This window comes from Alteromonas sp. MmMcT2-5, assembly GCF_022348315.1.
GTDB classification, from domain to species: Bacteria; Pseudomonadota; Gammaproteobacteria; order Enterobacterales; family Alteromonadaceae; genus Alteromonas; species Alteromonas macleodii.
Window position 1 is genome coordinate 88,323 of the sequence record NZ_JAKRFB010000001.1, and the last position, 26,442, is coordinate 114,764.

The following is a 26,442-nucleotide window of genomic DNA, read 5'->3' on the forward strand; positions in this document are numbered from 1 at the left end:
AGGGTAAATTTATTTTATTAAAACACACATATACCGACACTTCGTATCGGGGTGTTCAGTTCAATTTAGGTTGGTCTGAATCGATACAAGGGGTATATGGAGGCCTAACCCCAAGAGGAAAATAAAATGGCTAATGTTTCTATGCGTGACATGCTGAAAGCAGGTGTGCATTTCGGTCACCAAACTCGTTACTGGAACCCAAAGATGAAGCCTTTCATCTTCGGCGCTCGTAACAAAGTTCATATCATCAACCTTGAAAAAACGGTTCCACTTTTCAACAACGCACTTAACTACCTTTCAGGTGTTGCGTCTAAGAAAGGTAAAATCCTTTTCGTTGGTACTAAGCGCGCAGCTGGCGAAGCAGTTAAAGATGCTGCTCTTAAGTGCGACCAGTACTACGTAAACAAGCGTTGGTTAGGTGGTATGCTGACTAACTGGAAAACAGTACGTCAGTCAATCAAGCGTCTTAAAGATCTTGAGCAGCAAAGCCAAGACGGTACGTTTGAGAAGCTAACTAAGAAAGAAGCACTTATGCTTCAGCGCGAAATGGACAAGCTTGAAAACAGCCTTGGCGGTATCAAAGACATGGGCGGTCTTCCAGACGCGATCTTTGTTATCGACGCAGATCACGAGCACATTGCTGTAACAGAAGCTCGTAACCTAGGTATTCCTGTTGTTGGTGTTGTTGATACTAACTCTAACCCAGACGGTGTTGATTACATCATCCCTGGTAACGACGATGCTATCCGCGCTATCCAACTTTACTTGGATGCTGCTGCAAACGCTATCAACTCAGGTCGCGAAAGCAACCTTGAAGTACAAGCTGAGCAAGACGACTTCGTAGAAGCAGCAGAGTAATTCTGATTGCTTACTGTCATATCTTAATAATATGGCAGTACTACAATACGAAACGTATTGAGAGGGGCGACATCGCCCCTTTTACCTAACGAATTTATATTTAATGCTGAGGAATTGAAAAATGGCAGTGACTGCAGCACTAGTTAAAGAACTGCGCGAACGTACTGGCGCAGGTATGCTGGATTGTAAAAAAGCCCTGGTTGAAACGGATGGTGACATTGAGTTAGCCATTGAAAACATGCGTAAATCAGGCCAAGCGAAAGCGGCTAAAAAAGCAGGCCGTATCGCAGCTGAAGGTGTAATCCTTACTAAGGTTGAAGCAGGTCGTGCGACTATGCTTGAACTTAACTGTGAAACTGACTTCGTAGCACGTGACGAAGGTTTCCTTAAGTTTGGTAACGAGCTACTAGAAGTAGCTGCTGCTAACAACATCAACGACATCGACGCGCTTAACGATGCAGAACTTAACGGTTCTAAAGTAAGCGAAGTTCGTGACGCACTTGTTGCTAAAATCGGCGAAAACATCTCTCCTCGTCGCGTTATCAACGTTGAAGGCGATACACTAGGCGCGTATGTACACGGCGGCCGTATTGGTGTTATCTCTATTCTTACTGGCGGTGACGAAGAGCTAGCGAAAGACGTTGCAATGCACGTTGCAGCTGCAAGCCCGCAGTTCGTTAAGCCTGAAAACGTTCCAGCAGAAGTTGTTGAGAAAGAGAAAGAAATCCAAATCGAAATCGCTATCCAGTCTGGTAAGCCAGCTGATATCGCTGAGAAAATGGTTGCAGGCCGCATGAAGAAGTTCACTGGCGAAGTGAGCTTGACTGGTCAGCCTTTCGTTAAAGATCCTTCAATCTCTGTTGCTGAGCTTCTTAAGAACAACAGCGCAGACGTAATCAACTTCGTACGTTTCGAAGTTGGTGAAGGTATCGAGAAGAAGACTGAAGACTTCGCTGCTGAAGTAGCTGCTCAAATGGCTGCTGCTAAGAAATAATTGAGTGTTTATCTTTTGCATTAAGCAATAGTTAGATAAACTACAAAGCACCTCTTAGGAGGTGCTTTTTTATAGCTGAACGTCTTTAGTGTTGCCATTGCAATGCGTAAGTGTGAAGCTAGGCGAGATTAAGTACGCGCCTGCCTGACAAACGAAAGCGCTTTGTCCTATGTTTTTTACATCAGTGGCTTGTTGAAAGACATAGGACAAAACGGGTTTACGAGGACAATTCAAACTATGAGTATCACACCAAAATCAGCATACCGACGCATTTTGTTAAAGCTTAGTGGTGAAGCCCTAATGGGGGCGGAAGGCTTTGGCATAGACCCTAAAGTGCTAGATAGAATGGCGCAAGAAATTAAAGAGCTGGTTGAACTTGGTGTTCAAGTTGGTCTTGTTATCGGTGGTGGTAACTTGTTCCGTGGCGAAGGCTTAGCAAAAGCGGGAATGAACCGCGTTGTTGGCGATCACATGGGAATGCTGGCTACCGTAATGAATGGCTTAGCCATGCGCGATGCGCTTCATCGTGCATTTGTAAATGCGCGAATGATGTCAGCAATACCGCTAAACGGTGTTTGCGATGCCTACAACTGGGCAGAAGCCATTAGCCTTCTTAAGTCAGGCCGTGTTGTTATCTTCTCTGCCGGTACAGGCAACCCTTTCTTCACCACAGACTCAGCGGCTTGTTTACGCGGTATCGAAATTGAAGCCGATGCGGTATTGAAAGCGACAAAAGTTGATGGTGTTTATAGTGATGATCCGGTGAAAAACCCAGAAGCAACGCTTTACGAAGAACTGACTTATCAAGAAGTACTAGAAAAAGAACTTAAAGTGATGGACTTGTCAGCGTTTACTTTGGCGCGCGATCACAGCTTGCCAATTCGCGTATTCAACATGAATAAGCCAGGTTGCCTGAAGCGTGTTGTGATGGGCGAAAAAGAAGGTACTGTTATTCGCCACGCTGACAACGATTAATTAAGAACAATAGGATACAAATCGTGATTGATGAAATTGAATTAGATGCGCAAGAGCGCATGGAAAAAAGCCTAGTTTCTCTTAAGGGCCAATTCAGCAAAATCCGCACAGGTCGTGCGCATCCAAGACTTCTAGATGGCATCATGGTACCTTATTACGGCGTAGACACGCCGCTAAAGCAAGTGGCTAACGTCGTAGCAGAAGACAGTCGTACCCTAGCGTTAACTGTGTTTGATAAAAGCGCCATTCAAGCGGTAGAAAAAGCCATTATGCAGTCTGATTTGGGTTTAAACCCAATGAGTGCAGGTGGTTCAATTCGTATTCCACTTCCTCCTCTTACTGAAGAGCGTCGTAAAGACCTTATCCGCGTTGTTCGCAATGAAGCGGAAGGTGGTCGTGTCGCTATCCGTAACATCCGTCGTGACGCGAACGGTGACATCAAAGATCTTCTTAAAGAAAAAGAAATCAGTGAAGATGAGAGCCGCGCTGCTGAAGAGAACATTCAATCTATTACTAACGATTTCATTAAGAAAGTTGACAGCATGCTTGCTGACAAAGAAAAAGAACTAATGGAAGTATAAGTAAGTATTATGATTGGAAAGCGTTTAAGCGCAGCCAAATCGACAAAAGCAGAGGTGCCAGCAGAATCTGCTGGCCCGAAGCATGTTGCAATCATTATGGATGGCAATGGTCGATGGGCGCAAAAGAAAGGGAAAATTCGTACCTTTGGTCATAAAGCCGGGGTAGAGTCTGTTCGTTCTGTTGTGCGCTTTGCACGTCAAAACGGTATTGAATCACTTACGCTATTCGCGTTTTCAAGTGAGAACTGGAAACGTCCTGAGGAAGAAGTCAGTGTCTTAATGGAGCTGTTCAATCTTGTCCTCAATAGCGAAGCAAAAAGACTACACAAAAATGGTGTACGTCTACAGGTTATTGGTGATGTTGAGGCGTTTGATGCCAAGCTTGTCGAAAAAATTCGTAAAGCTGAAGACATGACCAAAGACAACAAAGATTTGGTCTTGAATATCGCCGCAAATTACGGTGGTAGATGGGACATTGTAAACGCGGCTAAGCAGCTTGCTACGCAAGTGAAAAGCGGCGAACTTGATGTGGAAAGCATCTGTGAAGACGCACTGAATGCGCACATTTCAACAGCTAACCTTCCTGAGTTAGACCTTCTTATTCGCACAGGTGGCGAACACCGTATTAGCAACTTCTTGCTGTGGCAATGTGCCTATGCAGAGTTGTACTTTACCGACGTACTATGGCCCGACTTCAACGAAGACGTGTTTCAATTGGCCGTAGACGATTTTAACGTTCGCCAACGTCGCTTCGGTTTAACCGGTGAACAGGTAGTCACAGCCGATGGTTAACACCATACAGGCAATTATCAGGCTTGCCCTGGTAACGATAGCCAAAGGCAAATTATGCTAAAACAACGAATAATAACTGCATTAATCCTCGCGCCACTGGCGCTTTACGCTATTCTTTTTCTTCCTATTTTTTGGTTTGAAATAGCCATTGCTGGTGTTGTCGGGATTGGCGCTTATGAATGGGCGAATATGTCGGGCGTATGTGAACGTCCTAAAAAGCTCATTTATATGGCAGGTGCCTTTGCCATATGTATAGCCTTGTCTCTTATTGTTGATGCCAGCACGATTTGGTATCAAGGCCAATTACATGGTTTATACCGTGCCATATTAACGGTTGCCGTATTATGGTGGATAGCGTCTTTATTTATGGTGCTAGCCTATCCCAAATATTCCAAGTTCTGGAAAGACAGTCGCAGCGTTAGAACCCTATTTGGGGCACTTACGCTTATACCCACATGGGTAGCGGTTGTTGCGCTTCGCACGAGCTTGCACGATGTTGATCCTTTCTACGGCGCTTCACTCATCTTCTATGTGCTGGGGATTGTTTGGGCTGCAGATATTGGTGCATTCTTTGTTGGCGTAAAATTCGGACGCCACAAGTTACGCCCTAACGTATCGCCAGGTAAAAGTTTAGAAGGCTTGTTAGGCGGTATTGCAGCTTCATTCGCTATTATCGCTTTTGCGGCCCTTCACTATCAGGTAGAGCCTTCGCGTATTTGGCTTCACCTTGCTATCGGCGGTATTACGGTGGCTGTTTCCGCCCTTGGCGATTTAAACGAAAGCATGCTTAAGCGTTGTGCGGGCATTAAAGACAGCGGCAAAATTCTCCCTGGGCACGGTGGTGTACTCGATAGAATCGACAGCTTAACCGCGGCATTCCCTGTTTTTGCGTTCTGCTATGTAACCTGGATGGCGTAATGCAAACAGTAACAGTGTTAGGGGCCACAGGCTCCATTGGTTGTAATACACTCGACGTAATAAACCGCCACCCAGACAAGTATCGTGTATTTGCTATTACTGGCAACTCACAGCTTGAATTGCTTATGGAGCAGGCCCAAAAATGCGCGCCGCGCTATGTGGTAATTGCTGATGACGCAAACTACAAACTAGCCTGTGAGTTAGCATCCCAGTACGGTGTGGATGCAGAAATTCTCGCTGGTGTTAAGGCGCTGGAAGAAGTATCCAGCGCGCCTGAAGTTGATGCTGTAATGGCAGCCATTGTGGGTGCAGCAGGGCTTTTACCCACAATGGCAGCAGTAAAAGCGGGTAAAAGGGTTTTGCTTGCCAATAAAGAAGCGTTAGTCATGTCTGGTGCTTTATTTATCGAGGCTGCGAACCAAAGCGGCGCTGAAATTCTTCCTATTGACAGCGAACACAACGCCATATTCCAGTGCCTCCCGCACGATTATGAATACGGTAACTTTGCTGCATCCGGCATTCGTAAAATTCTCTTAACCGGTTCTGGTGGTCCGTTTAGAGAAAGGCCACTTGATAGCTTCTCATCAATTACAATCGATGAAGCCAGTACACACCCTAACTGGTCGATGGGCAGAAAAATTACAATCGACTCTGCAACTATGATGAACAAGGGGCTGGAGTTTATTGAAGCCTGTTGGCTGTTCGGTGCTGGCGCAGATGATATTGATGTGGTTATTCACCCGCAAAGTATTATTCATTCCATGGTGCAATATATTGATGGCTCGGTGATCGCACAAATGGGTAATCCTGATATGCGTACCCCTATTGCCTATGGTTTGGCGCATCCTAAGCGAATCGAAGCTGGCGTGACGCCGCTCGACTTTTCTGACATTGGCAATTTCAGTTTTCAAACCCCTTGTTTTGAGCGTTATCCGAATTTGAAGCTGGCTATTGATGCGTGTAAAGAAGGGCAATGTGCAACAACGCGAGTGAATGCGTCAAATGAAGTGGCTGTCGAAGCCTTTCTAGAAGGCAAGATTGAGTTTTGCGATATTGCTAAAGTAAATGACGCCACGCTTAATGCTATGCCCAATGTGTCGGTGAATTCTATTCAGCAAATACTAGAGCAAGACAGCCTTGCAAGAGCAAAAGCTAACGAGATTATTCGAGGTAAATTCCAGTGCTAGCATTTTTATGGAGCCTTGGTGCATTCATTGTAGCCTTAGGTATTTTGGTTGCTGTACATGAATGGGGGCACTTTTATGTGGCTCGTAAATGCGGTGTGCAGGTAGAGCGCTTCTCAATTGGTTTTGGAAAGCCTATATGGCGTAAAACAAGTAAATCAGGCACAGAATATGTCATCGCTATGATCCCATTAGGTGGATACGTTCGCATGCTCGATGGACGCATTGATGACGTACCGCCTGAGTTAGAAGACAAAGCGTTTAACAATAAACCCGTTTTGCAGCGCATGGCGGTTATTGCTGCTGGCCCTGGCGTTAACTTTATTTTTGCGTTTTTCGCATTGTGGTTGATGTATTTAGTAGGCTTAGAAACCGTGAAACCTGTGGTTAAAAGCGTTGAACCAGAGAGCATCGCAGCCATTGCTGGTGTACAACCTGGCGATGAAATTATCAAAGTAGGCGACAGGAATACGCCTGATTGGGAAGCGGTAAATCTGGAAATAGTTTCTAATATTGGTGCCGAAAAAGCCAATGTCACGGTTAAAAATTCGTCAAATGTTGAAAAAGAACTGACTTTTACACTGGGTTCTTGGAACTTTGACCCAGATAGTGAGTCTCCTTTAAGCAGCTTAGGGTTAACCCCTTATCGTCCAGATGCAACGTTAACCGTTGGGTTTGTAGGTGAAGGAAGCGCGGCTCAGCAAGCGGGTTTAAAACCCGGTGATGAGCTTCTTGCATTAAATGGCGCTAAGTTGTCATCGTGGGAGCGATTAGTTGACGTTATTGTTGAAAGTCCCGGCGAGAATATCTCGCTTGATATACAAAGGGATGGACAACAACTGACGTTAGATGCCACGATAGCGCGCCGCGATACACCACAAGGGCAAAGTGGATATCTCGGTGTAAGCCCAACATTTGAGCCTTGGCCAGAAGGGTATGTGTTTACGCATCAATATGGCATTATAGAGGCTATTGGGAAGGCGCTAGATAAAACATGGCGTCTTATGACACTCAGTGTCGAAATGATAGGTAAGCTCATCACGGGCGACGTGTCAGTGAAGAATTTGAGTGGGCCTATCTCAATTGCTCAAGGTGCGGGAACAAGTGCTGGGTATGGACTTGCGTACTTTTTGAGTTTTCTTGCCTTAATAAGCGTAAATTTAGGCATAATAAATTTATTACCCTTGCCCATGCTTGACGGTGGTCACCTCATGTTTTTTATCGTGGAGTGGATCACAGGCAAACCTGTGCCTGAAGCGGTGCAGGAATGGGGTTACAGAATAGGTGGCGTGCTTCTGTTTATGATCATGGGTATCGCAATTTTTAACGATATCGCTCGCATAACCTGATACAAATCAGGAAGTACAAAACAGCTAATACAAAACGCGGCCAGGAAAAGAAAAATAGATGAAGTTAAAACAGTTAGTAGCAGCCGGAGCCATTCTTTCCAGTGCTAGCTTTGCCAATGCTGCGGCGCAAGACAGTGAATTTGTCGTTGAAGACATTCGCGTAGAAGGTTTGCAACGAGTTGCACTTGGTGCAGCCTTAACCTACTTGCCCGTTCAAGTTGGCGACGAGCTTAATACATTCAGGGTAACGCAGCTTATTCGCTCGTTGTACTCTTCAACTCACTTTGAAAATGTTGAAATTCTTCGTGATGGCAATACGCTTGTCGTGCGTGTCGCTGAGCGTCCTACCATTAGTAATATCATCTTTGAAGGCAACGATGATATTAAAGATGAGCAACTTCAGGAAAGCTTAGACGGAAACGGCGTTCGTATTGGTGAGCCGCTCGATAAGACCGTACTAACCTCTATCGAGAATGGCCTGAAAGACTTCTTTTACAGCATAGGTAAATATAATGCTGACGTGACGGCTATTATAACGCCGCTACCGCGTAACCGTGTTGACTTGAAATTACTTTTCGAAGAGGGCGACGCGGCTGAAATTGAACAAATCAATATTGTAGGTAACGAAATCTTCTCAGACGAAGAGCTGATGGAGGCTTTCGAGCTACAATACGACACGCCTTGGTGGGATTTCCTGTCGGAAACTCGCTACCAGCAGCAAACGTTGCAAGGGGATATGGAAACGCTGCGTAACCATTACTTAAACCGTGGTTACCTTCGCTTTAACGTTGACTCTACACAAGTTTCAATGACACCTGAAAAGTCAGGTATCTACATTGCCATGAACGTAACCGAAGGTGAGCAGTACACTATTTCAGAAGTTGAATTAGTAGGTGATGTACTTGGCCATGAAGAATATATTGAGCGCGTGCTTCCGCTGACAGAAGGTGAGCTATATAACCAAGCCGAAGTAACCTATACAGAAGAGTTCATCAGTAAATATCTTGGTCGTTTCGGATATGCTTATCCAACGGTTACTACCGTTCCTGAAATTAATGACGAAGACAAAACAGTTAAGTTGACGTTATCTGTTGATCCGGGCAAGCGTATTTATGTTAACCGCATTAAATTTAACGGCAACGTAGTAACTGCCGATAGTGTTCTGCGTCAAAATGTCAGCCAGATGGAAGGCACGTGGCTTTCAAATAACTTGCTAGAGTCTTCCAAGAACCAGCTTTCTCGACTTACTTATATGGAAGAAGTAGAGTATGAAACTGTACGTATTCCTGGCTCTGAAGATAAGGTTGACGTTAATTATAACGTTAAAGAGCAGCCTTCTGGCTCATTTAATGCGGGTATCGGCTATGGTGACAGAACCAAGTTAAGCCTACAGGCGGGTATCCAGCAAGATAACTTCTTGGGTACAGGTAAACGAGTTGGCCTTAACCTAAGCACAGTTTCATATCAGCGCAGCGCACAGATTACTTATAACGATCCTTACTTCACGATTGACGGGATTAGCTTGGGTGGTAGTTTAGGTTACAGTGAGTTTGACGGCTCAGACTTTAACGTTATCCAGTACAATTCTAAGCGTTGGTCAATTGGTGCGAATGTTGGTTATCCAATAAACGAATTCAACCGCATTAATTTTGGCTTAACCTATAGTAACGTTGAGCTATACAACCGTGGTTACTACGAGCAAACTGAGCAGTTTTATAACCAGTTTACGAACGGTGAAGACCCAGATGCAGCGATTAAATACGATAGTTACCTGGCAAGCATAAGCTGGAGTCGAAGTACGCTAAACCGTGGTTTGTTCCCAACGGCGGGTTCATCTCAACGAGCGTCATTTAGCATTACCACACCAAACTCAGATGTTAACTATTTTAAAACGGTATTTGACGGTAAGTGGTACTTCCCATTATCTCGTAACCAGCGCTGGTCTTTCCTAGCGCGCGTACGTCTTGGCTACGGGAATGGTTACGGTGATATTAACGGCAATGAGCAAATATTACCGTTTACAGAGAACTTTACAGCAGGTGGTTCTGATTCACTACGAGGATTCGAGAATAACACGGTAGGTCCTCGCGGTGTATTCCTAGGCAATACGGGTACTATAGTTGGGCCTGATGGTGAAGTGTTCCCAGGCGATCCAGCTGATGCGCAGCTGTCTTGGTCAACGCGAAGCCTAGGTGGTAACGCGATGGCACTTGGCGGTATCGAGCTTATTGTTCCTACGCCATTTGTTGAAGAAGAAATGGATAACTCAGTTCGTACAAGTTTGTTTGTGGATGTGGGTAACGTGTGGGATACTGAGTTCGACTATGACTATTACCGTCAGTTTGACATAGCATCTACACAACGCGGTGAGCTATTGGACTATTCTGATTGGAGCCTGTATCGTAGCTCGGCAGGTATATCGGTCCAATGGGTATCACCAATGGGACCGATGGTATTCAGCTTCTCGAAAGCGATACAGCAACGTGATGGTGACGATGCGAGATTCTTCACTTTCAACATTGGTCAAACTTTCTAAGACATTAAAGCGAGCGCGTTTTTAGGCGCGCTCTATAATAAGATTCACAAAAGGAGTTCCCTTTGAAACAGTTGGTTAAACATATCGTTGCAGGAGCAATGTTGGGTAGCGCTTTAGTTAGTACATCTGTAATGGCTGAGCAGAAAGTTGCAGTTGTCGATGTGCAAGGTATTTTCCAAGCGATGCCTCAAGCGGCTGAAATTCAAAACGCTATTCAGGCTGAATTTAAAGATCAGCTTGAAGAAGTGAATCAACTGCAGCGTGATGGTCAGTTCTACGCAGAACGTCTTCAGCGCGACGCAGCGACAATGAGCGATGCAGAGAAGAAAGAACTAGAACAAAAAATCTTGTCAGTACGTGAAGAGCTAGCTAAGAAAGGTCAACCTTTGCAGCAAAACATTCAACGTCGCAGCAACGAAGAGCGCAACAAGCTTCTTGGACTAATCAAGCAAGCTATTGACTCTGTTGCAGCAAAGCAAGGTTATGACCTAGTGCTTAACGCTGGTGCGGTTGCGTTTGCAAAAGAAGAGCACGACTTATCTGAGCAAGTTCTTCAGCAAGTAAGCAAAACTAACTAATAACTGCACTAGTCAGTTGTAAAATTTATCAGACCAACTCCCCAAAGGTGTTGGTCTGATTTGTTTTTTGCGCTTAACAGCGTATGGTTGCCGCCGTTTTTAGTTTTTACGGCGAGTTTGACCAGAATGCCAATCAATCATCTGTATTGGTATAAAATAGTTGTAGGTCATGCTTGTATACAGGAGAAAGTTTTTGGCCAATTCACTTAATACCATCGAAATTCAGGAAATATTGGAACTGTTACCTCATCGGTATCCATTCCTACTTGTTGATCGTGTAACAGACTATGTTCTGGGTGAGTCTGTAAAGGCTTATAAGAATATCACTATCAATGAGCCGTGTTTCATGGGGCACTTCCCTGAACAGCCAATTTTCCCAGGGGTATTAATTCTTGAAGCAATGGCACAAGCTGCCGGTGTTTTAGGATTTAAGACAATGGGTAACAATGATAAGTTATACTTGTATGCAGGGATTGATAACGCACGCTTTAAGCGTCCTGTTGTTCCAGGTGACAGGCTTGAGTTTGATGTTGCTCTAGTTAAAGAGCGCAGAGGGATTTGGAAATTTAAAGGCACTGCAAGCGTTGATGGCGATATCGCTTGTGTTGCAGAGTTTATGTGTGCGATGAGAGAGATAGCTTAACGTGATCCATCCAACTGCGGTAATTTCAGAAAGTGCAACGATTGGTGAAAATGTCACCATTGGTCCATTTTGTGTGGTAGACGACAACGTCACCATAGGTGATGGCTGTATTCTGAAATCACATGTGGTGGTACGCGGCCCAACGCGTATCGGTAAAAACAATAAATTTTATCAGTTTTCTTCAATTGGTGAAGACTGCCAAGATAAGAAGTATGCGGGCGAGCCTACTGAACTTGTCATCGGTGACGATAATGAGTTTAGGGAAGGGGTAACCGTTCACCGAGGCACTATTCAAGACAACAGCATTACTATTATCGGCTCTCGCTGTTTATTTATGGCCAACTCTCATGTTGCCCATGATTGTGTTCTTGGCAACGACATTATTATTGCAAACAGTGTTGCGATTGCTGGCCATGTTCACATGGACGACCACGTCATTGTTGGCGGTGCCGCAGGTATTCACCAGTTCTGTAAGATTGGTGCCCATTCGTTCTTGGGGGCTGGCGGCATTATTCTGCGCGACGTGCCTCCTTTTGTTATGGTCAGCGGTCAGAAAAATATTCCTCAGGGTATTAATTCTGAAGGACTTAAGCGTCGTGGCTTCAGCAAAGAAGAAGTTATGGCCATTAAACGCGCTTACAAAGCCATATACCGTGAAGGCAATACCGTCGACGAAGCCATTGAAAAACTTGCCGAACCCGCACAGGAGTTCCCTGGTGTGGCCCTTATGGTGAAGTTCTTACAAGACTCTAAGCGAGGCATTATTCGCTAATTATGTCTACGCCTATCCGTATCGGCATGGTTGCCGGAGAGCCCTCTGGTGACGTGCTTGCCGCCGGAATGGTTGCAGAGTTAAAACGCCAATACCCTGATGCTGTTATTGAAGGGATTGGCGGTCCAAATATGATAAACGCGGGTTTTCATAGTCTTTTCGATATGGAAACCTTGTCGGTTATGGGACTTGTCGAAGTCCTCTCCCATCTACCTGCCATCTTGAAAGTTAAAAAGCAGCTTCTTGCTCACTTTGAGCAAAATCCGCCAGATATTTTTGTGGGTATTGATGCGCCTGATTTTAATCTAAGAGTAGAAAAAGCGCTTAAAGCACGCGGTATCAAAACCATGCACTATGTGAGTCCTACTGTGTGGGCGTGGCGTGAAAAGCGCATCCATAAAATAGCGAAAGCGACTAATCGCGTGTTGGGTTTATTTCCTTTCGAGCAGCAGGTTTACGATAAATACCACGTTCCCTATACCTTTGTGGGACACACAATGGCTGATGCTATAGCAATTGAGCCCGACCAAAACGCGGCGCGCCAAGAATTAGGTGTAGATGGTAATGCTTCCGTATTGGCTGTACTTCCCGGCTCACGCAGAGGCGAAGTAGAAACGCTACTTCCAGTATTTCTGGAGACCATAGAAGCTATTCATGCTAAACGCAGTGACATTCAATTTCTTATCCCGGCTGCTAATGAACATCGTCTTGCACAAATAAAAGGGATATTGCTTGAAGCTGATAATGCAGAAGAACGCTTACCCATTCAGGTAACGCAAGGCACATCGCGAGATGCGATGATAGCTAGCGATGTTATCTTACTTGCTTCAGGCACGGCTACCTTAGAGGCCATGTTATGTAAGCGCCCCATGGTGGCCGCTTATTTACTTGCACCACTCACGTATAAAATTATGCAGCGCCTGTATAAAGCGCCTTTCTTCACGTTGCCAAATCTATTGGCTAATGAAGCTATTATTCCTGAATTACTGCAAGAAGAAGTAAATGCAGAGAATATGAGCAATCAGCTACTCAACTTCTTCGAAAGTGATAATTCAACCCTTATTTCCCGTTTCACCGACCTCCACCATACGCTAAAATGCAACGCTGATAAAACAGCAGCAAAAGCTGTCGTGGAGGAATTGTTTGCATAAGTTAATTGCCGGCGTTGATGAAGTAGGTCGTGGCCCGTTAGTCGGTGATGTGGTCACCGCCGCGGTCATTCTCGACCCTGAAAATCCCATTGAAGGGCTAACCGACTCTAAAAAACTGAGTGAAAAAAAGCGCGTAGCGCTTGCCCAAGAAATTCGTGAAAAAGCACTCTACTGGAATATTGGCAGAGCGAGCCCAGAAGAAATAGACAAGCTTAATATACTGCACGCTACCATGCTCGCCATGATCCGCGCAGTGGAAGGTTTACCTGTAAAGCCTGACTTTGTGCGTGTAGACGGCAACCGGGTTCCGGCGTGGAATTTTGAGTCTGAAGCGGTAGTGAAAGGCGATAGCCTGCACGCAGAAATTTCCGCGGCTTCCATTATTGCCAAAGTAGAGCGAGATAACGATATGATTTTGCTTCACGAGGTCTACCCGCAATATAACTTTGCCGGGCACAAAGGTTACCCCACAAAAGCACACTTTGAAGCCATCGCTGAATATGGCATCTTAGATTGCTATCGAAAAAGTTTTAAACCTGTAAAAGCGCTACTCGAAGAGAAATAACATCATGTCATCGCCATTTATTCATTTACGTGTTCACAGCGACTTTTCGATGATGGACGGCCTGAATAAGGTTAAACCTATTCTAGGTAAAGTGGCCGCGCTTGGCATGCCTGCCGTGGCGATCACCGACCAAATGAATATGTGTGGCTTGGTAAAGTTTTATTCCGAGGCACATAACTTAGGTATTAAGCCCATCATCGGCACTGATTTTTGGGTTACTAATGAAGTCTTTGGAGATGAACCTTTCAGACTAACCCTTATTGCAATGAACAATGAGGGATATAAGAACATTACTATTCTTATCTCCAAGGCCTATCTTCGCGGGCACCTCTCACACCGAGCGGTCATTGATCAAGAATGGTTGGCAGAGCACAGCGAAGGTGTGATTGCGTTATCGGGTGCACAGCATGGTGATGTTGGTGTGGGTTTAATGAAAAACAACGCCAAAATTCTCGATAGTGCCCTTGAGTTTTATCAAACTCATTTTCCCGACCGCTTTTATTTAGAGCTTATCAGAACCGGTAGGCAAGGTGAGGAAGATTACTTGCACCTTGCCGTGGAGCTTGCTGAGCAGCGCGGCTTACCCGTGGTTGCCACCAATGAAGTGTGCTTTATTGACCGTGAAGGCTTTGATGCTCACGAAATTCGTGTATGTATTCACGATGGCTACACGCTTGATGATAACCGCCGCCCTAAACGATACAGTGACCAGCAATATCTGCGCACTGCGGAGGAAATGGTTGAGTTATTTAGCGATATTCCTGAAGCCATAGAAAATACGGTTGAAATTGCCAAGCGCTGTAACGTTACCGTACGGTTAAACGAGTACTTCTTGCCGCAATTTCCAACCGGCGGCATGACCACCGAAGACTTCTTGGTTAAGGTGTCAGAAGAGGGGTTGGAAGAACGTCTAGAATTTCTATTTCCCGATGAAGAAGTGCGCAAAGCGAAACGTCCAGAGTACGATGACCGACTTCGCATTGAGCTTGAAGTTATCAACCAAATGGGTTTCCCAGGCTACTTCCTTATTGTAATGGAGTTCATTCAGTGGAGTAAGGATAACGGAATTCCGGTAGGGCCAGGGCGGGGTTCTGGTGCGGGCTCATTAGTGGCCTATGCCCTAAAAATTACCGACCTAGACCCGCTTGAATTCGACTTGCTATTCGAACGTTTCTTGAACCCAGAGCGTGTATCCATGCCCGACTTCGACGTCGACTTCTGTATGGATAGACGAGACGAGGTAATCGATCACGTTGCTGAGCTTTACGGGCGTCAGGCGGTATCGCAGATCATTACGTTTGGTACTATGGCGGCAAAAGCGGTAGTGCGCGACGTAGGCCGCGTACTTGGTCACCCATACGGCTTTGTAGACAGGATCTCAAAGCTTATTCCACCAGATCCAGGCATGACGCTTGAAAAGGCGTTTAAAGCAGAGCCACAGCTACCAGAAGTGTATGAAAGCGATGAGGAAGTGAAAGACCTTATCGATATGGCGCGAATACTTGAAGGGGTTACCAGAAACGCTGGTAAACACGCCGGTGGTGTTGTTATTGCGCCAACCACAATCACAGATTTCTCGCCTTTGTATTGTGATGACGAAGGTAAAAACCCCGTAACCCAGTTCGACAAAAACGACGTTGAAACGGCGGGCTTGGTAAAATTCGACTTCTTAGGTCTTCGTACGCTGACTATTATTCAGTGGGCAATAGATATGATCAAAGAAGGGAAAAACGTTGATGTCGATATCAGCGCTATTCCTCTTGAAGATCCTAAGAGTTTCAGAACCCTTCAAAACGCCGAGACAACTGCGGTATTCCAGCTGGAATCTCGCGGTATGAAAGAACTAATTAAGCGCCTTAAACCTGACTGCTTCGAAGATATTATCGCACTGGTGGCCCTGTTCCGTCCGGGCCCGCTGCAATCAGGCATGGTAGATAACTTTATTGATCGTAAGCACGGACGTGAAGAAATTTCCTACCCCGATGCTGAATATCAGCACGAGTGCTTGAAAGAAATTCTAGAGCCTACCTATGGCATTATCTTGTATCAGGAACAGGTAATGCAGATAGCCCAGGAAATGGCGGGCTACTCACTGGGCGGCGCTGACTTGCTTCGTCGTGCTATGGGTAAGAAAAAGCCTGAAGAAATGGCGAAGCAGCGCGGCACGTTCGCCGAGGGTGCGAAGGGCAATAATATTGACCCGGACCTTGCGATGAAAATCTTCGACTTGGTAGAAAAGTTCGCGGGTTACGGTTTTAACAAATCTCACTCTGCCGCTTATGCCTTGGTGTCTTACCAAACCCTGTGGCTGAAAGTGCATTATCCTGCGGAATTCATGGCTGCGGTAATGTCGGCGGATATGGATAACACCGATAAAATCGTGACGCTTGTCGATGAATGTGAGCGCATGGGCATCGAAATACTGCCGCCAGATTTAAATGCGGGTAAATACAAATTTACCGTTGATAGCGAAGGTCGCATTGTTTACGGTATCGGTGCGATTAAAGGGGTAGGTGAAGGCCCGATTGAAGCGATTATTGAAGCGCGGGAGACCCAAGGGGCATTTAAAGATCTTTTTGATTTCTGCGCCAAGATAGACATTAAACGGGTAAACAAGCGAGTGCTAGAAAAGCTAGTACTAGCGGGGGCAATGGACAACTTAGGTCCGCATCGCGCCAGCCTTATGGCGAGCTTACCCGAAGCCCTTGCCGCCGCTGGACAGCACGCAAAAGCCGAGTCTTTTGGTCAGTCAGACATGTTTGGCCTACTGACTACCGAGCCAGAAGACGTGAAGCAAGCGTTTGCCGATGTCCCTGAGTGGCCTGAAAAAGTATGGCTAGAAGGTGAAAAAGACACGCTAGGCTTGTACTTAACCGGCCACCCCATCAATCAGTACGCGGAAGAACTGCGTTACTACACCGACGGTCGATTAGTTGATTTAAAACCAACCAACAAAGACCAAATGGCCAGTGCAGTAGGACTGGTGCTTGGCGTGCGTGTTATGACGAACAAGCGGGGGCGTCGCTGGGCCATAGTGACACTGGATGATAAGAGTGCCAGAATAGACGTACGTTTCTTCCCCGATATGTACGAACAGTTCGAAAGTGTGTTAGAAACTGACAGAATATTGCTTATAAAGGGACAGGTCAGCTTTGATGATTTCTCTGGGGGCAATACAATCACCGCCCGTGATGTAATGGACATTGTTCAGGCACGAGAGAAAAACGCGAGAGCGCTGGCACTTAATATTGATACCCAGCTGCTTGAACCGAAGAAAATGAGTCAGATGCAATCTATCCTGCAGGCATTTAACGGTGGAAGTTGTCCTGTTCAGTTAGCGGTAACCCATCCAGACGCTGAAGTAATCTTAGCGTGTGGTGCAAGATGGTACGTTACCCCTGAAGACCAACTTTTGCACGATCTCAAACAATGTTTGGGAGACAAAGCCGTTTCAATTCTCTACCATTAAGGGTAAGAGTTCGATAGATTGGACATCTCGCGTTTGCATAGACGAGCGTAGTACGAATAGGACATGAAATGAGTATACAGTTTTTGGACTTTGAACAGCCAATAGCCGAACTAGAAGCAAAAATTGAAGAGCTTAGGTTGGTGAATCAAGGTGGCGAGTTTGACGTTGGTATTGAAGAAGAAATCAATAAGCTTCGCGGTAAAAGCGCAGAGCTGACCAAAAAGATCTTTTCTGATCTTGGCGCATGGCAAGTTTCCCAACTTGCACGTCACCCAATGCGTCCATACACGTTAGATTACATTCCTCGTATTTTTACAGAATTCGACGAGCTTGCTGGTGATCGCGCATTTGCTGACGATAAAGCGATTGTTGGTGGCCCAGCAATGCTAGATGATCAGCCGGTGATGATTATTGGTCATCAGAAAGGGCGTGACACCAACGAAAAAATTAAGCGTAACTTCGGTATGCCTAAACCAGAAGGCTACCGTAAAGCCTTGCGTCTTATGAAGATGGCTGAGCGCTTTAACATGCCTATCATCACTTTTATCGATACGCCCGGAGCGTATCCAGGTGTTGGTGCTGAAGAGCGCGGCCAAAGTGAAGCAATCGCGAAAAATTTATTCGAAATGGCTGAGCTTACTGTTCCAATCGTGTGTACCGTAATCGGTGAAGGTGGTTCAGGTGGTGCACTAGCGATTGGTGTTGGCGATCGCGTTAATATGCTTCAATATTCTACGTACTCGGTTATTTCACCAGAAGGTTGTGCGTCTATTTTGTGGAAAAGCGCAGAAAAAGCACCACTCGCTGCTGAAGCCATGGGTGTAAGTGCACCACAAATTAAAGAGCTAGGCCTGATTAACAGTATTGTTGAAGAGCCTCTAGGTGGCGCCCATCGCGACCATAATGGTATGGCGGCTAATTTGAAGGCCGTGATTAAGCAGCAGCTTAACCAGCTTAAAGAACTAGATAAAACTAAATTGATGGAAGAGCGTTACCAGCGTTTACTGTCGTTCGGTTATTGCTAATTTCATTAAGAAAACTAGCATAAAATTGCATTTAGCCGCTATGTACACCTGCGCTCTATCAGTTTAGACGCTTGATATAAAATCTAGCGAGCGGCGGCTTAATTCATGTCGGTCATGTAATGTCGTATACGAACAAGGGGGTTGTTTACCAAAGGTAACCAACCCCTTTGTCTTATTAAAAAGTGTCTTATTAGAAAGTGTGTTATTAGAAAGCCAGTGCTTAGCCAAATACAAAATTAAACCTCAGTAAAATATAGCGTTGAAAGAATAAGGTATTACCGGTCTGTGACCCCTCTACAATCCCCAACAATCGAACATATCGTCAACCGCATAGCGACATCTCTCACTGATGTAGAGCTACCACTTCAAACGCCACTCGTCGTTGCTTACAGCGGTGGTGTGGATTCGACCGTTCTGCTCCAAGCCGTTATTGCGTATAGGGAGCAGTTTGATAGCCCAATTCATGCTGTACATGTACATCACGGTTTAAGTGATAATGCCGAACAGTGGGCAAAGCACTGCGAATTACAGTGTCGTCTTGAAGACGTAGCATTTCATTTGTATCGAGTTGATGTTGATACGGGGTCGAGAAAAAGCCTGGAAGCAGAAGCGCGTAAGGTTCGATACAACGCATTGTTAGAAGTGTGTGACCAAATAGGCGGTGTACTGTTATTGGGACAACATGCCGAAGATCAGCTTGAAACCGTATTGCTTCAGCTTAAACGCGGTGCTGGTCCTCAGGGCTTAGCGGGTATGGGAGAAGTTCAGTACCGAGGTGACACCTTGATAATGCGCCCTATGCTAGCACTAGAGAAAGCCGAGATTGTGGCTTATGCCGAAGAGGAAATGTTGCAGTGGGTTGAGGATGAATCTAATCAGCAAAATAGCTTTGATAGGAACTTCTTAAGGAACGAAATCATACCTCACTTGCTGGCCAGATGGCCTAAGTTAACCAAAACCGTGGGGCGCAGCGCCGAGCTTTGTGCTGAACAAAGCGCACTAGTCAGCGATTCTGCCCAAAAATATTTTGAAGATTGTAAACGCACAGCTCTCAGGCTCGACGGGCAACAACTCGCAGCATTGTCGTTACCGTGGCAGGCTATGGTCATTCGCGCGTGGTTTCGAGCTCAAGGCGAGCTGTCGCCCTCAAAAGCGCAGACAGACCAAGTACTTGCTATGTTAAAAGCAAAGCATGATGCAACCCCTGAAGTGAACTTTAAATGGGGCAGGGTTATACGGTTTGACCAAGACCTTTATTGGGTGGTGAACGCTACACATGAAGTACCGCAAAACCTAAAATTAGTGCCCAACCAAGATATCGCGCTTCCTTGGCTTAGAGGCCATATTCGAATTGCAGTGCCAAAAGCGCGAGAAGAAGATACCGTTTCTCTGCAAACCAATGCTCGCAACCTTAAAGTAAAGCCAGAAAATGCGAACGTATCTAAGTTGCTGAAAGAATGGTTTAAGGTATGGCGCGTGCCAAGATGGGAGCGAAACGGCGTGCCGGCAATCTTGATTAACGACGAGCCTGTCGCACTGATTGTTGAAGGACGGTGTGTTTATTTGCAGCCCAAAGCGCCAGATATAGAAATAACCTTTAGTCTCGACTGAATCTATGTAGCACTAAAAGTGCCGTTTTTTGAAAGGGCTAGATACTCTTGCTTATGGTATCCATGGCAATAATGTGCAAAAGCGGCATTGCTTTGCCGCCATCCTGATAAATTCGTATCGCGACGTTACGCTGCGTGATAGCTATTTTTTCCAGAATTTTTCACGCGATACAGGGCGTTGTCAGCACGGTCAAATAGGCTACTCATCGTATCGCCGTCGCGATAAATCGCGCCGCCAAGGCTGGTTGATACGCCTAAGCGAGATAAGTAGCTAGAGCTATTGATACTCATTTGAATACGCTGGGCTGCACAAGCTAGTTGCTGTTGCGACTGACAGTCTAGCAAACAACAAAACTCATCGCCGCCATAGCGAAATGCTTCGTCTTCATCCCGCAGAACATTAGATAAATGTGATGCAACATGGACAAGTACTTTGTCACCTTCGCCATGACCAAAATTATCATTCACATACTTAAAGTTGTCTAAGTCGATCACCAAAAGTGCGAAAGGATCATCGTGTCTTTGCGCCCAGCCAAGTTGTCTTGTCATTGACTGCTCAAAGCCCGCTCGGTTACCTAAGCCAGTTAACACATCTTTAGTCGCCATCTGTTGCACACGCATCAATAAAAGAGCGTGCTTTACTTGTTTTCCAAATAAATCATGCAGTTGGAATAGACTCTCCCGTTGCGATAACGACAAGGGTGAACTAATGTAGTAATAGACATGAGCTTGATCGCCATTAACGGCATTGGCACCTTGTAGTGGTAAATCAATGAGTGCTGACGATATCTTTGCATTACCGTACACCCAACGCGAGTCAAAGTCAGACAAGCTAAACCCGACAATAGGTAACAACGTGTTTAGCTGCTGAAAATACACGCCACCTAGCTCTTGTAGTTCAAGAGTAGAAAGTAGCTGCGTGATAAAGCCTGATAATTCACTAAAAGAGAGTGATTTACCTGTGCTCTCAGCAGGGTAAAAATTGTTATGTTGTGTGCTATCGTAGACTGACGTTGAAAAATCCACAGTAGTGCCCCTATACAAAATGCGTTGATATGCAAAGAAACAAGTGTCAAAGCCCTGACGTTTCTGTGGCCACATCTGCATTTTCGCGGAATTTATGGCGATCACAGCGGCAAAACTTGCCGGATCTGCATTTACACAGGGGATTTTGCAAACTAGATGCCAACAAAGTGTTTCAGGCACTAGTCTTTAGTTTAAAGCGTAAAATCGCGTGATTTATCGCGCTTGTTTTACAAATGGAAGTTTATGTAGCTTTAGGAGGTAGTGTGGGGACGAGCTTTTTAAATATCGTGATATTGATGTTTATATCGGTATGTGCGGTCGCATTATTTAAACGCATTCATCTCCCTCCTATTCTTGCTTATCTGTTTGCCGGCGTACTCGCGGGTCCACAACTATTATCTGTGTTTGCCCACCCAGAAGAAATGCACCTGCTCGCTGAAGTGGGCATAGTGTTTTTGCTCTTTTCACTTGGTCTTGAGTTCTCGTTACCTAAATTGTTGGCAATGCGCTCTTTAGTATTCGGTGTAGGATTAGGGCAAATGGTGTTTACCACGGCAGTGTTTACCTGTGTTCCTCTGTTTCTCGGCATTCCAATGAGTGCGTCCATCATTATTGGTGGTACGCTGGCGTTAAGCTCAACCGCTATTGTAATTAAGCAAGCTACCGAAATGGGCATTCTTAATAACAGGCGTACACAATTAGCGGTGAGTATCTTACTCTTTCAAGACTTAGCGGTGGTTCCGTTCCTAATTGCTATTCCTCTTTTAGCCCAGACTGGTGAAGTAAGTATTGCGCTAGCTTTAGGCGAGGCGTTGCTTAAAGGTGTGTTTGTCATTGCGTTTCTAATGTCAGTGGGTAAGTGGTTACTACCTTGGGTGTTTAGAGAGGTAGCAAGAACAAGGACTGACGAGCTGTTTGTTCTGACCACTATATTGATTGCCCTATTGGCAGGAGGGCTAACTTATTACTTCGGGCTATCCATGGCGCTAGGCGCTTTCTTGGCGGGTATGATGTTGGGGGAAAGCCAATACAAGTATCAACTTGAAGCCGACATTCGTCCGTTTCGAGATATTTTAATGGGGTTATTTTTTGTTACCGTGGGTATGCAGTTAGAACTCACTGTACTGTGGAACAGCCTGTTTGAGATTGTTTTTGGCGTTTTTGCTTTGATGATAGTTAAAGTCATTTTAGTAAGAGGCGCATCTCTATTAGTTAAAACCGATGTAATAGATGGCTGGTCTGCTGGGGTTAAACTTTGTCAGATTGGCGAGTTTAGTTTTGTAATTGCTGCGCTTGCTACGACACACGGCGTGTTAACGTCAGAGCAGTCATCGCTGATTGTGTGCATGGGTGTAATCAGTATGGCGTTAACCCCGTGGCTTATGAATAACAGCGTCACTATAGCAAGGCGTATTGTTAACAAGGATATCTCGTTCGATGACAATGTGAGCTTTGGTAATGCAGAGCCGTTAACCAACCACGTCATTATTTGTGGGTTTGGCCGCGTTGGACAGTCGGTAGCACGTATGCTGAAAATGGAAGGCATTCATTTTGTTGCCATAGATATGGATCCTGTCAGAGTACACGAGAGTCGAAACGCGGGAGAGCCCGTCATCTTCGGTGATGCGAGTCAAAAAGATATATTGATTACTGCCAATGTAGAAGGTGCCAAGCTTGTGCTTGTTACGTTTGATCAAGTCGATAAGGCCAAGCAGGTGATAACGCAGACCCGAAGCATTACGAGCACTACAGATGTTATGGTGCGTACCAAACGAGACTACCAGCTTGAAAGCCTATACAGCGCGGGTGCCAATCAAGTCGTGCCAGAGCTGCAAGAGGGGAGCTTGATGTTGGTATCGCAGGTGCTGCATTACGCCGGCGTGCCAATGTCTCGTATTTTAAAGCGGGTGCGAGCTGAGAGAAAAGGTCGCTACGATCATATGCACGGCTTTTACCCGGGAGAAACAACAGAGATCACCTATGGCACAGAAGACAAGTTAGAGTTTATCCATGCTGTGGTGTTGTCCGAACACGCTTCCTGTATTGGCAAAGCCATAAAAGATATCGATTTCTCGAGAATGCGAGTAGCGATTAAGGGCCTAAGACGGAATGGAAATGAAGTTAAAGACCCAGACCAAGACGCTATTTTGCAAGCCCATGACGTGCTAGTGATTGCGGGTAAACCCCGGCGTGTGGAGCGAGCAGAGCGAAAACTATTAGAAGGGAGCTAGCACGCAGTTAAACTTAGCGTTGTTTAGTCTAGCGCGCTTGCCATGGAACATGTGTTGAATTACGTGAGTTCAAGCTTACGCTACGCGGTCGCTTTCTAAGTCTGCAAATTGCTTTTTTAGGTCGTAGCGCTCGTCTGTCACTATCTTCTCAAGCACAGAAACTCGTTCCTTAAGCTCTGCAATTTCGGCTTTATAAGCATCGGTTTCTTTGCTGCTAAGTTTCTTCTTACTTTTGTCTTTTGCACTTTCGACAATGGAAACTAAGGCCCAGGCACAAATGGCTACTATTGCAATCGCGGTCATATTCACGGTGGTATCCCTCACAAATGGCTTTAAAACAGTGTAGGTGAAAATTTGGCCTGTTGCCTAATTCACCCCGTATTTAGTTAAATACTCATCGGTAAAATTACTGCTTCGCTTCAGGTACTATAGCGGTTATCTAACATACTTTTTAGTAAAAAATGTAACCTGTTAAGTCCATCACACTAGCAGTGTTATAATGAGAGATTGCAAGTAGGTTGCCAAGTGACAAAAGTCATTACTTTCTAAGAAGTTAGAATGTTTACCTAAGCTAATACAAAATAAATATTAATGAATTTCACCAAGTAAAGTAGCAAAATTGACGAATGAGTGACCAAAATAGCAACCGTCCAACACCAAATTTCGACCTTGCAAACAAGCAAACGCAAGAAAAAGAGGCTGTGCAGGAGCCGTTGACTGAAATCGCAATGGAAGACATCGCGACAGAAGAAGACATAATGTGGATGAGGCATGCGTTAACGCTTGCCGATAAGGCTGAGTCGATTGGTGAGGTGCCAGTCGGCGCCTGCGTAGTATTAAACGGTGAGCTTATCGGTGAAGGCTTCAATACGCCGATAACGGATAATGACCCATCTGCGCATGCAGAGCTACGCGCTGTTAAAGAAGCAGCAGCTGCGGTGCAAAACTACCGACTTATTGATGCTACGTTGTATGTGACATTAGAGCCCTGCTCTATGTGCGCAGGTATGCTGGTACATGCACGGGTAAAGCGGGTGGTGTTTGGCGCAAAGGATGCGAAGACAGGCGCTGCGGGCTCGGTCATGAACCTATTGCAACATCCTGCGCTTAATCATCAACTTGAGGTTGTATCTGGCGTATTAGCTGACGAATGTGCTAACAAATTGTCAGATTTTTTTCGCAAGCGCAGGAAAGAAATAAAGGCTGCCAAAAAGGCGAAAAGACTGCTAGAGGGGGATGCTTCAAACTAGTGTTTTATGGTACCGCTTGAAGTTGTGCTTATTCGTGTTTTCGCCCATTTGGTATATACCGGTTACATGGTCAATCATTGTGAACCAGATGGCATAGAGGTGGCTTAGCCAGGCGTACGGGTTAACTGAGTGAACATATCGCTGGTAACAAATAGCTTGCGGCGCTGAAGTACTTTTTGGTGACAACGCTTAAGCATAAGTCTGCGTCTGTTGTTGTTTTTCAATTTTATTCCTTTTTTCATAAATCGATTTTTTTTCATTTGTTCTCCTTTCTCGCGTTGTGGCCACTTTATGTTTTTCGTGACCACTTTTCTTCCGTTGTGCGCAGCTCTCTTTATTTGAACAAGTCTCACGTTATTCGAGAGATGTTGTCATTAAAAGCCGCTGCTCTTCTAGAGCTTGTCATCGTTGAGAAAATAATTATTCTGAGAAAGTAAGTCAGTGTCTGACTAACTTCTTTTTAGGGTACAGTACAAAGATGACATCGAAATGACAGTTTTCAAGAGAGAAGTAAGGTGAACTGCGTCAAATTTTTCCTTGTTCGTCCAACCATACTAAGCTGTCATAATAACGACGAATATTTTCCACATACTGTAACGCTTCATCGCCTCTTGCATAGCCATAGCGAGTAGTACGGTAATATTTCTTTTGCCTAAGCTGTGGCAAGCGACGCTTTACATCTACCCAAAGGTCTGGATTGCCACCTTGTTGCTCGGTAAGAATGCGTGCGTCTTCTAAATGGCCCATACCTATATTATACGACGCCATAGCCATCCAGGTTCTATCTGGCTCGCTAATTCGCGCAGGTATGCGATTGAGCAAACTGGCAAAATAACGAGAGCCTCCGCGAATGCTTTGTTCAGGATCGGTTCTGTCATCTACGTTCCAGTCACTTGCCGTATCCATGGTGAGCATCATTAGACCGCGAACGCCAGTTCTTGAAATAGCGTCACTGTCCCAGTGACTTTCTTGATAACTCATGGCCGCAAGCAGTCGCCAGTCTAATTCACCTGCATACTGTTGAAATAAGGGTTTGTATTGGGCAAGTGCTGTCTCGGCGGCATAATTAAACGCACGACTATCGACGTAATCAAACTGGCGAATATGGCCAAAGTACTTGTCTTCTAACACCGTAAACCAGCCTGACTGATGTACAGTACCAAAATATTCAATCAGCGCTGCTTTCACTGAGTCATCTTGATGTAATGGGAGTGCCCATGCCATCGGCATATCTTCATTAAGGGTTTTTGCCACGGCTAAGTTAGGATATCGCCTGCGCTGAAGGGCTAGACGGTTGCTGTCTGCTACCGTATAGGCAATGTCGCCATTGGCAACTTGTTGCAACAGTTCTTCAGAGTCAGAATCTTCGGTGGTAACAAGTTGGGTTTTTATTATTGGGTTTTCACCATCACTTGCTTGGTCGGTTACCTCGTCTAATAAATTAGACAGTAAGTGAGCTTGGCTGCTACCTGCCACAGTAACAATAGGGGCATCAAGTTCTAATAAGTCTTTAGGTCTCGATGTCCCTGCTTGGAAGACGAGCTCTTGTTGAACGTGTTGATAGGCTGGGCCGTAAGCAAAACGACTTTTAAGTGAAGGCGTTACCGCATCGCCTGTCGCGACAATGTCCAGATTACCTTCTTCTAACTGTTCTAACATGACTTCATAGCTGTAGAAGGGGTAAAGGTCGAGCGTCACGCCAAGGTAATCGGCAAATCCTGCCAGCAGTTCATATTCAAAACCCTGCGGCCCCTCTGCGCCGTTATAAAATGTTCCTGCACCATAAACGGTTCCCACGCGGATCGACTCTCGTTCCAACAATGAAGAAAGGGCAGTGGGTACGGAAGGAACGCCACAACTTATAACAGCAATAGATAATATGATTATTAATTGTAGTTTTAATCGTTTTTTATAGTCTTGTGACTGCATAGACCT

23 protein-coding genes are annotated in these 26,442 nt (G+C 45.4%); 19 read left to right on the forward strand and 4 right to left on the reverse strand.

Going from position 1 to position 26,442, the window contains the following annotated elements; all coding sequences use genetic code 11:
• Nucleotides 1-126: 126 nt before the first annotated feature.
• From rpsB to tilS, 17 genes are all read left to right on the forward strand, one after another.
• Nucleotides 127-858 carry a 30S ribosomal protein S2 gene (rpsB, locus tag MHN09_RS00435; protein ID WP_014948552.1) on the forward strand — a complete coding sequence of 244 codons (732 nt, stop codon included), beginning with the start codon at nucleotides 127-129 and terminating at the stop codon, nucleotides 856-858.
• 121 nt (nucleotides 859-979) lie between these two features.
• Nucleotides 980-1,852, forward strand: a complete 873-nt coding sequence (gene tsf / locus MHN09_RS00440) for a translation elongation factor Ts (RefSeq protein ID WP_014978551.1) — start codon at nucleotides 980-982, stop codon at nucleotides 1,850-1,852.
• Nucleotides 1,853-2,089: 237 nt separating this feature from the next.
• Nucleotides 2,090-2,827 (forward strand): UMP kinase, encoded by a 738-nt coding sequence (pyrH, locus tag MHN09_RS00445; RefSeq protein ID WP_014948554.1) that lies wholly within the window; start codon nucleotides 2,090-2,092, stop codon nucleotides 2,825-2,827.
• A gap of 23 nt (nucleotides 2,828-2,850) precedes the next feature.
• Entirely contained in the window at nucleotides 2,851-3,408 is a 558-nt protein-coding gene (gene frr / locus MHN09_RS00450; protein WP_239238529.1) for a ribosome recycling factor, read from the forward strand.
• Between the two features lie 9 nt (nucleotides 3,409-3,417).
• Complete coding sequence (uppS, locus tag MHN09_RS00455) at nucleotides 3,418-4,200, forward strand: polyprenyl diphosphate synthase (protein WP_014948556.1); 783 nt, start codon at nucleotides 3,418-3,420, stop codon at nucleotides 4,198-4,200.
• Between the two features lie 54 nt (nucleotides 4,201-4,254).
• Nucleotides 4,255-5,118: a phosphatidate cytidylyltransferase gene (locus MHN09_RS00460; RefSeq protein WP_014948557.1), complete on the forward strand. Its 864-nt coding sequence runs from the start codon at nucleotides 4,255-4,257 to the stop codon at nucleotides 5,116-5,118.
• On the forward strand, nucleotides 5,118-6,305 hold the full coding sequence (gene ispC, locus MHN09_RS00465) for a 1-deoxy-D-xylulose-5-phosphate reductoisomerase (protein WP_049585984.1): 1,188 nt from the start codon (nucleotides 5,118-5,120) through the stop codon (nucleotides 6,303-6,305). Before MHN09_RS00460 ends, ispC begins: the two co-directional genes overlap by 1 nt.
• A complete protein-coding gene (gene rseP, locus MHN09_RS00470) occupies nucleotides 6,299-7,651 on the forward strand; it encodes a sigma E protease regulator RseP (RefSeq protein WP_187446670.1) in 1,353 nt (450 codons plus the stop codon). The genes ispC and rseP overlap by 7 nt, the downstream gene beginning before the upstream one ends.
• Nucleotides 7,652-7,709: 58 nt before the next feature.
• The gene (gene bamA, locus MHN09_RS00475) at nucleotides 7,710-10,187 is read left to right on the forward strand and encodes an outer membrane protein assembly factor BamA (protein WP_049585986.1); all 2,478 of its coding nucleotides are present in this window, start codon (nucleotides 7,710-7,712) and stop codon (nucleotides 10,185-10,187) included.
• 62 nt (nucleotides 10,188-10,249) lie between these two features.
• The gene (locus MHN09_RS00480; protein ID WP_014948561.1) at nucleotides 10,250-10,765 is read left to right on the forward strand and encodes an OmpH family outer membrane protein; all 516 of its coding nucleotides are present in this window, start codon (nucleotides 10,250-10,252) and stop codon (nucleotides 10,763-10,765) included.
• Between the two features lie 193 nt (nucleotides 10,766-10,958).
• Nucleotides 10,959-11,408, forward strand: coding sequence for a 3-hydroxyacyl-ACP dehydratase FabZ (fabZ, locus tag MHN09_RS00485; protein WP_014948562.1), 450 nt, complete (start codon nucleotides 10,959-10,961; stop codon nucleotides 11,406-11,408).
• 1 nt (nucleotide 11,409) lies between these two features.
• Entirely contained in the window at nucleotides 11,410-12,180 is a 771-nt protein-coding gene (gene lpxA / locus MHN09_RS00490; protein WP_015066413.1) for an acyl-ACP--UDP-N-acetylglucosamine O-acyltransferase, read from the forward strand.
• Nucleotides 12,181-12,182: 2 nt separating this feature from the next.
• The gene (gene lpxB / locus MHN09_RS00495) at nucleotides 12,183-13,331 is read left to right on the forward strand and encodes a lipid-A-disaccharide synthase (RefSeq protein ID WP_049585987.1); all 1,149 of its coding nucleotides are present in this window, start codon (nucleotides 12,183-12,185) and stop codon (nucleotides 13,329-13,331) included.
• Nucleotides 13,324-13,896, forward strand: coding sequence for a ribonuclease HII (gene rnhB / locus MHN09_RS00500; RefSeq protein ID WP_080986375.1), 573 nt, complete (start codon nucleotides 13,324-13,326; stop codon nucleotides 13,894-13,896). Before lpxB ends, rnhB begins: the two co-directional genes overlap by 8 nt.
• A 4-nt stretch (nucleotides 13,897-13,900) precedes the next feature.
• Nucleotides 13,901-17,365, forward strand: a complete 3,465-nt coding sequence (gene dnaE / locus MHN09_RS00505) for a DNA polymerase III subunit alpha (RefSeq protein ID WP_075176114.1) — start codon at nucleotides 13,901-13,903, stop codon at nucleotides 17,363-17,365.
• Between the two features lie 68 nt (nucleotides 17,366-17,433).
• Nucleotides 17,434-18,390, forward strand: a complete 957-nt coding sequence (gene accA, locus MHN09_RS00510; protein WP_049585989.1) for an acetyl-CoA carboxylase carboxyl transferase subunit alpha — start codon at nucleotides 17,434-17,436, stop codon at nucleotides 18,388-18,390.
• 285 nt (nucleotides 18,391-18,675) lie between these two features.
• The gene (gene tilS, locus MHN09_RS21550; RefSeq protein WP_239238531.1) at nucleotides 18,676-20,001 is read left to right on the forward strand and encodes a tRNA lysidine(34) synthetase TilS; all 1,326 of its coding nucleotides are present in this window, start codon (nucleotides 18,676-18,678) and stop codon (nucleotides 19,999-20,001) included.
• 125 nt (nucleotides 20,002-20,126) lie between these two features.
• On the opposite strand, the gene MHN09_RS21555 is transcribed toward tilS, so the two are convergent.
• The gene (locus MHN09_RS21555) at nucleotides 20,127-21,026 is read right to left on the reverse strand and encodes a GGDEF domain-containing protein (RefSeq protein WP_239238533.1); all 900 of its coding nucleotides are present in this window, start codon (nucleotides 21,024-21,026) and stop codon (nucleotides 20,127-20,129) included.
• Between the two features lie 263 nt (nucleotides 21,027-21,289).
• On the opposite strand from MHN09_RS21555, the gene MHN09_RS00525 reads away from it, so the two are divergent.
• Nucleotides 21,290-23,257, forward strand: coding sequence for a cation:proton antiporter (locus tag MHN09_RS00525; RefSeq protein WP_156078002.1), 1,968 nt, complete (start codon nucleotides 21,290-21,292; stop codon nucleotides 23,255-23,257).
• A 75-nt stretch (nucleotides 23,258-23,332) separates the two neighbouring features.
• On the opposite strand, the gene MHN09_RS00530 is transcribed toward MHN09_RS00525, so the two are convergent.
• Nucleotides 23,333-23,560, reverse strand: coding sequence for a hypothetical protein (locus MHN09_RS00530; protein ID WP_156079099.1), 228 nt, complete (start codon nucleotides 23,558-23,560; stop codon nucleotides 23,333-23,335).
• A 323-nt stretch (nucleotides 23,561-23,883) separates the two neighbouring features.
• Here MHN09_RS00530 and tadA point away from each other — a divergent pair, with 323 nt between their 5' ends.
• A complete protein-coding gene (tadA, locus tag MHN09_RS00535; RefSeq protein WP_049585992.1) occupies nucleotides 23,884-24,507 on the forward strand; it encodes a tRNA adenosine(34) deaminase TadA in 624 nt (207 codons plus the stop codon).
• A 104-nt stretch (nucleotides 24,508-24,611) separates the two neighbouring features.
• Here the strand turns inward: tadA and MHN09_RS00540 are convergent, their stop codons facing one another.
• Together MHN09_RS00540 and mltF are read right to left on the reverse strand one after the other, a co-directional pair.
• On the reverse strand, nucleotides 24,612-24,767 hold the full coding sequence (locus MHN09_RS00540) for a hypothetical protein (protein WP_014975860.1): 156 nt from the start codon (nucleotides 24,765-24,767) through the stop codon (nucleotides 24,612-24,614).
• Nucleotides 24,768-25,032: 265 nt separating this feature from the next.
• Complete coding sequence (gene mltF / locus MHN09_RS00545; RefSeq protein ID WP_239238535.1) at nucleotides 25,033-26,436, reverse strand: membrane-bound lytic murein transglycosylase MltF; 1,404 nt, start codon at nucleotides 26,434-26,436, stop codon at nucleotides 25,033-25,035.
• Nucleotides 26,437-26,442 lie beyond the last annotated feature (6 nt).

Excerpts from the sequence above, each read along its gene's own strand:
- pyrH (WP_014948554.1), top strand. The coding sequence starts at position 2,090 with ATGAGTATCACACCAAAATCAGCATACCGACGCATTTTGTTAAAGCTT.
- lpxB (WP_049585987.1), top strand. The coding sequence starts at position 12,183 with ATGTCTACGCCTATCCGTATCGGCATGGTTGCCGGAGAGCCCTCTGGT.
- tsf (WP_014978551.1), top strand. The coding sequence starts at position 980 with ATGGCAGTGACTGCAGCACTAGTTAAAGAACTGCGCGAACGTACTGGC.
- MHN09_RS00460 (WP_014948557.1), top strand. The coding sequence starts at position 4,255 with ATGCTAAAACAACGAATAATAACTGCATTAATCCTCGCGCCACTGGCG.
- tadA (WP_049585992.1), top strand. The coding sequence starts at position 23,884 with ATGAGTGACCAAAATAGCAACCGTCCAACACCAAATTTCGACCTTGCA.
- mltF (WP_239238535.1), bottom strand. The coding sequence starts at position 26,436 with ATGCAGTCACAAGACTATAAAAAACGATTAAAACTACAATTAATAATC.
- MHN09_RS00530 (WP_156079099.1), bottom strand. The coding sequence starts at position 23,560 with ATGACCGCGATTGCAATAGTAGCCATTTGTGCCTGGGCCTTAGTTTCC.
- uppS (WP_014948556.1), top strand. The coding sequence starts at position 3,418 with ATGATTGGAAAGCGTTTAAGCGCAGCCAAATCGACAAAAGCAGAGGTG.
- dnaE (WP_075176114.1), top strand. The coding sequence starts at position 13,901 with ATGTCATCGCCATTTATTCATTTACGTGTTCACAGCGACTTTTCGATG.
- accA (WP_049585989.1), top strand. The coding sequence starts at position 17,434 with ATGAGTATACAGTTTTTGGACTTTGAACAGCCAATAGCCGAACTAGAA.
- MHN09_RS00540 (WP_014975860.1), bottom strand. The coding sequence starts at position 24,767 with ATGAAAAAAAATCGATTTATGAAAAAAGGAATAAAATTGAAAAACAAC.
- bamA (WP_049585986.1), top strand. The coding sequence starts at position 7,710 with ATGAAGTTAAAACAGTTAGTAGCAGCCGGAGCCATTCTTTCCAGTGCT.
- ispC (WP_049585984.1), top strand. The coding sequence starts at position 5,118 with ATGCAAACAGTAACAGTGTTAGGGGCCACAGGCTCCATTGGTTGTAAT.
- rpsB (WP_014948552.1), top strand. The coding sequence starts at position 127 with ATGGCTAATGTTTCTATGCGTGACATGCTGAAAGCAGGTGTGCATTTC.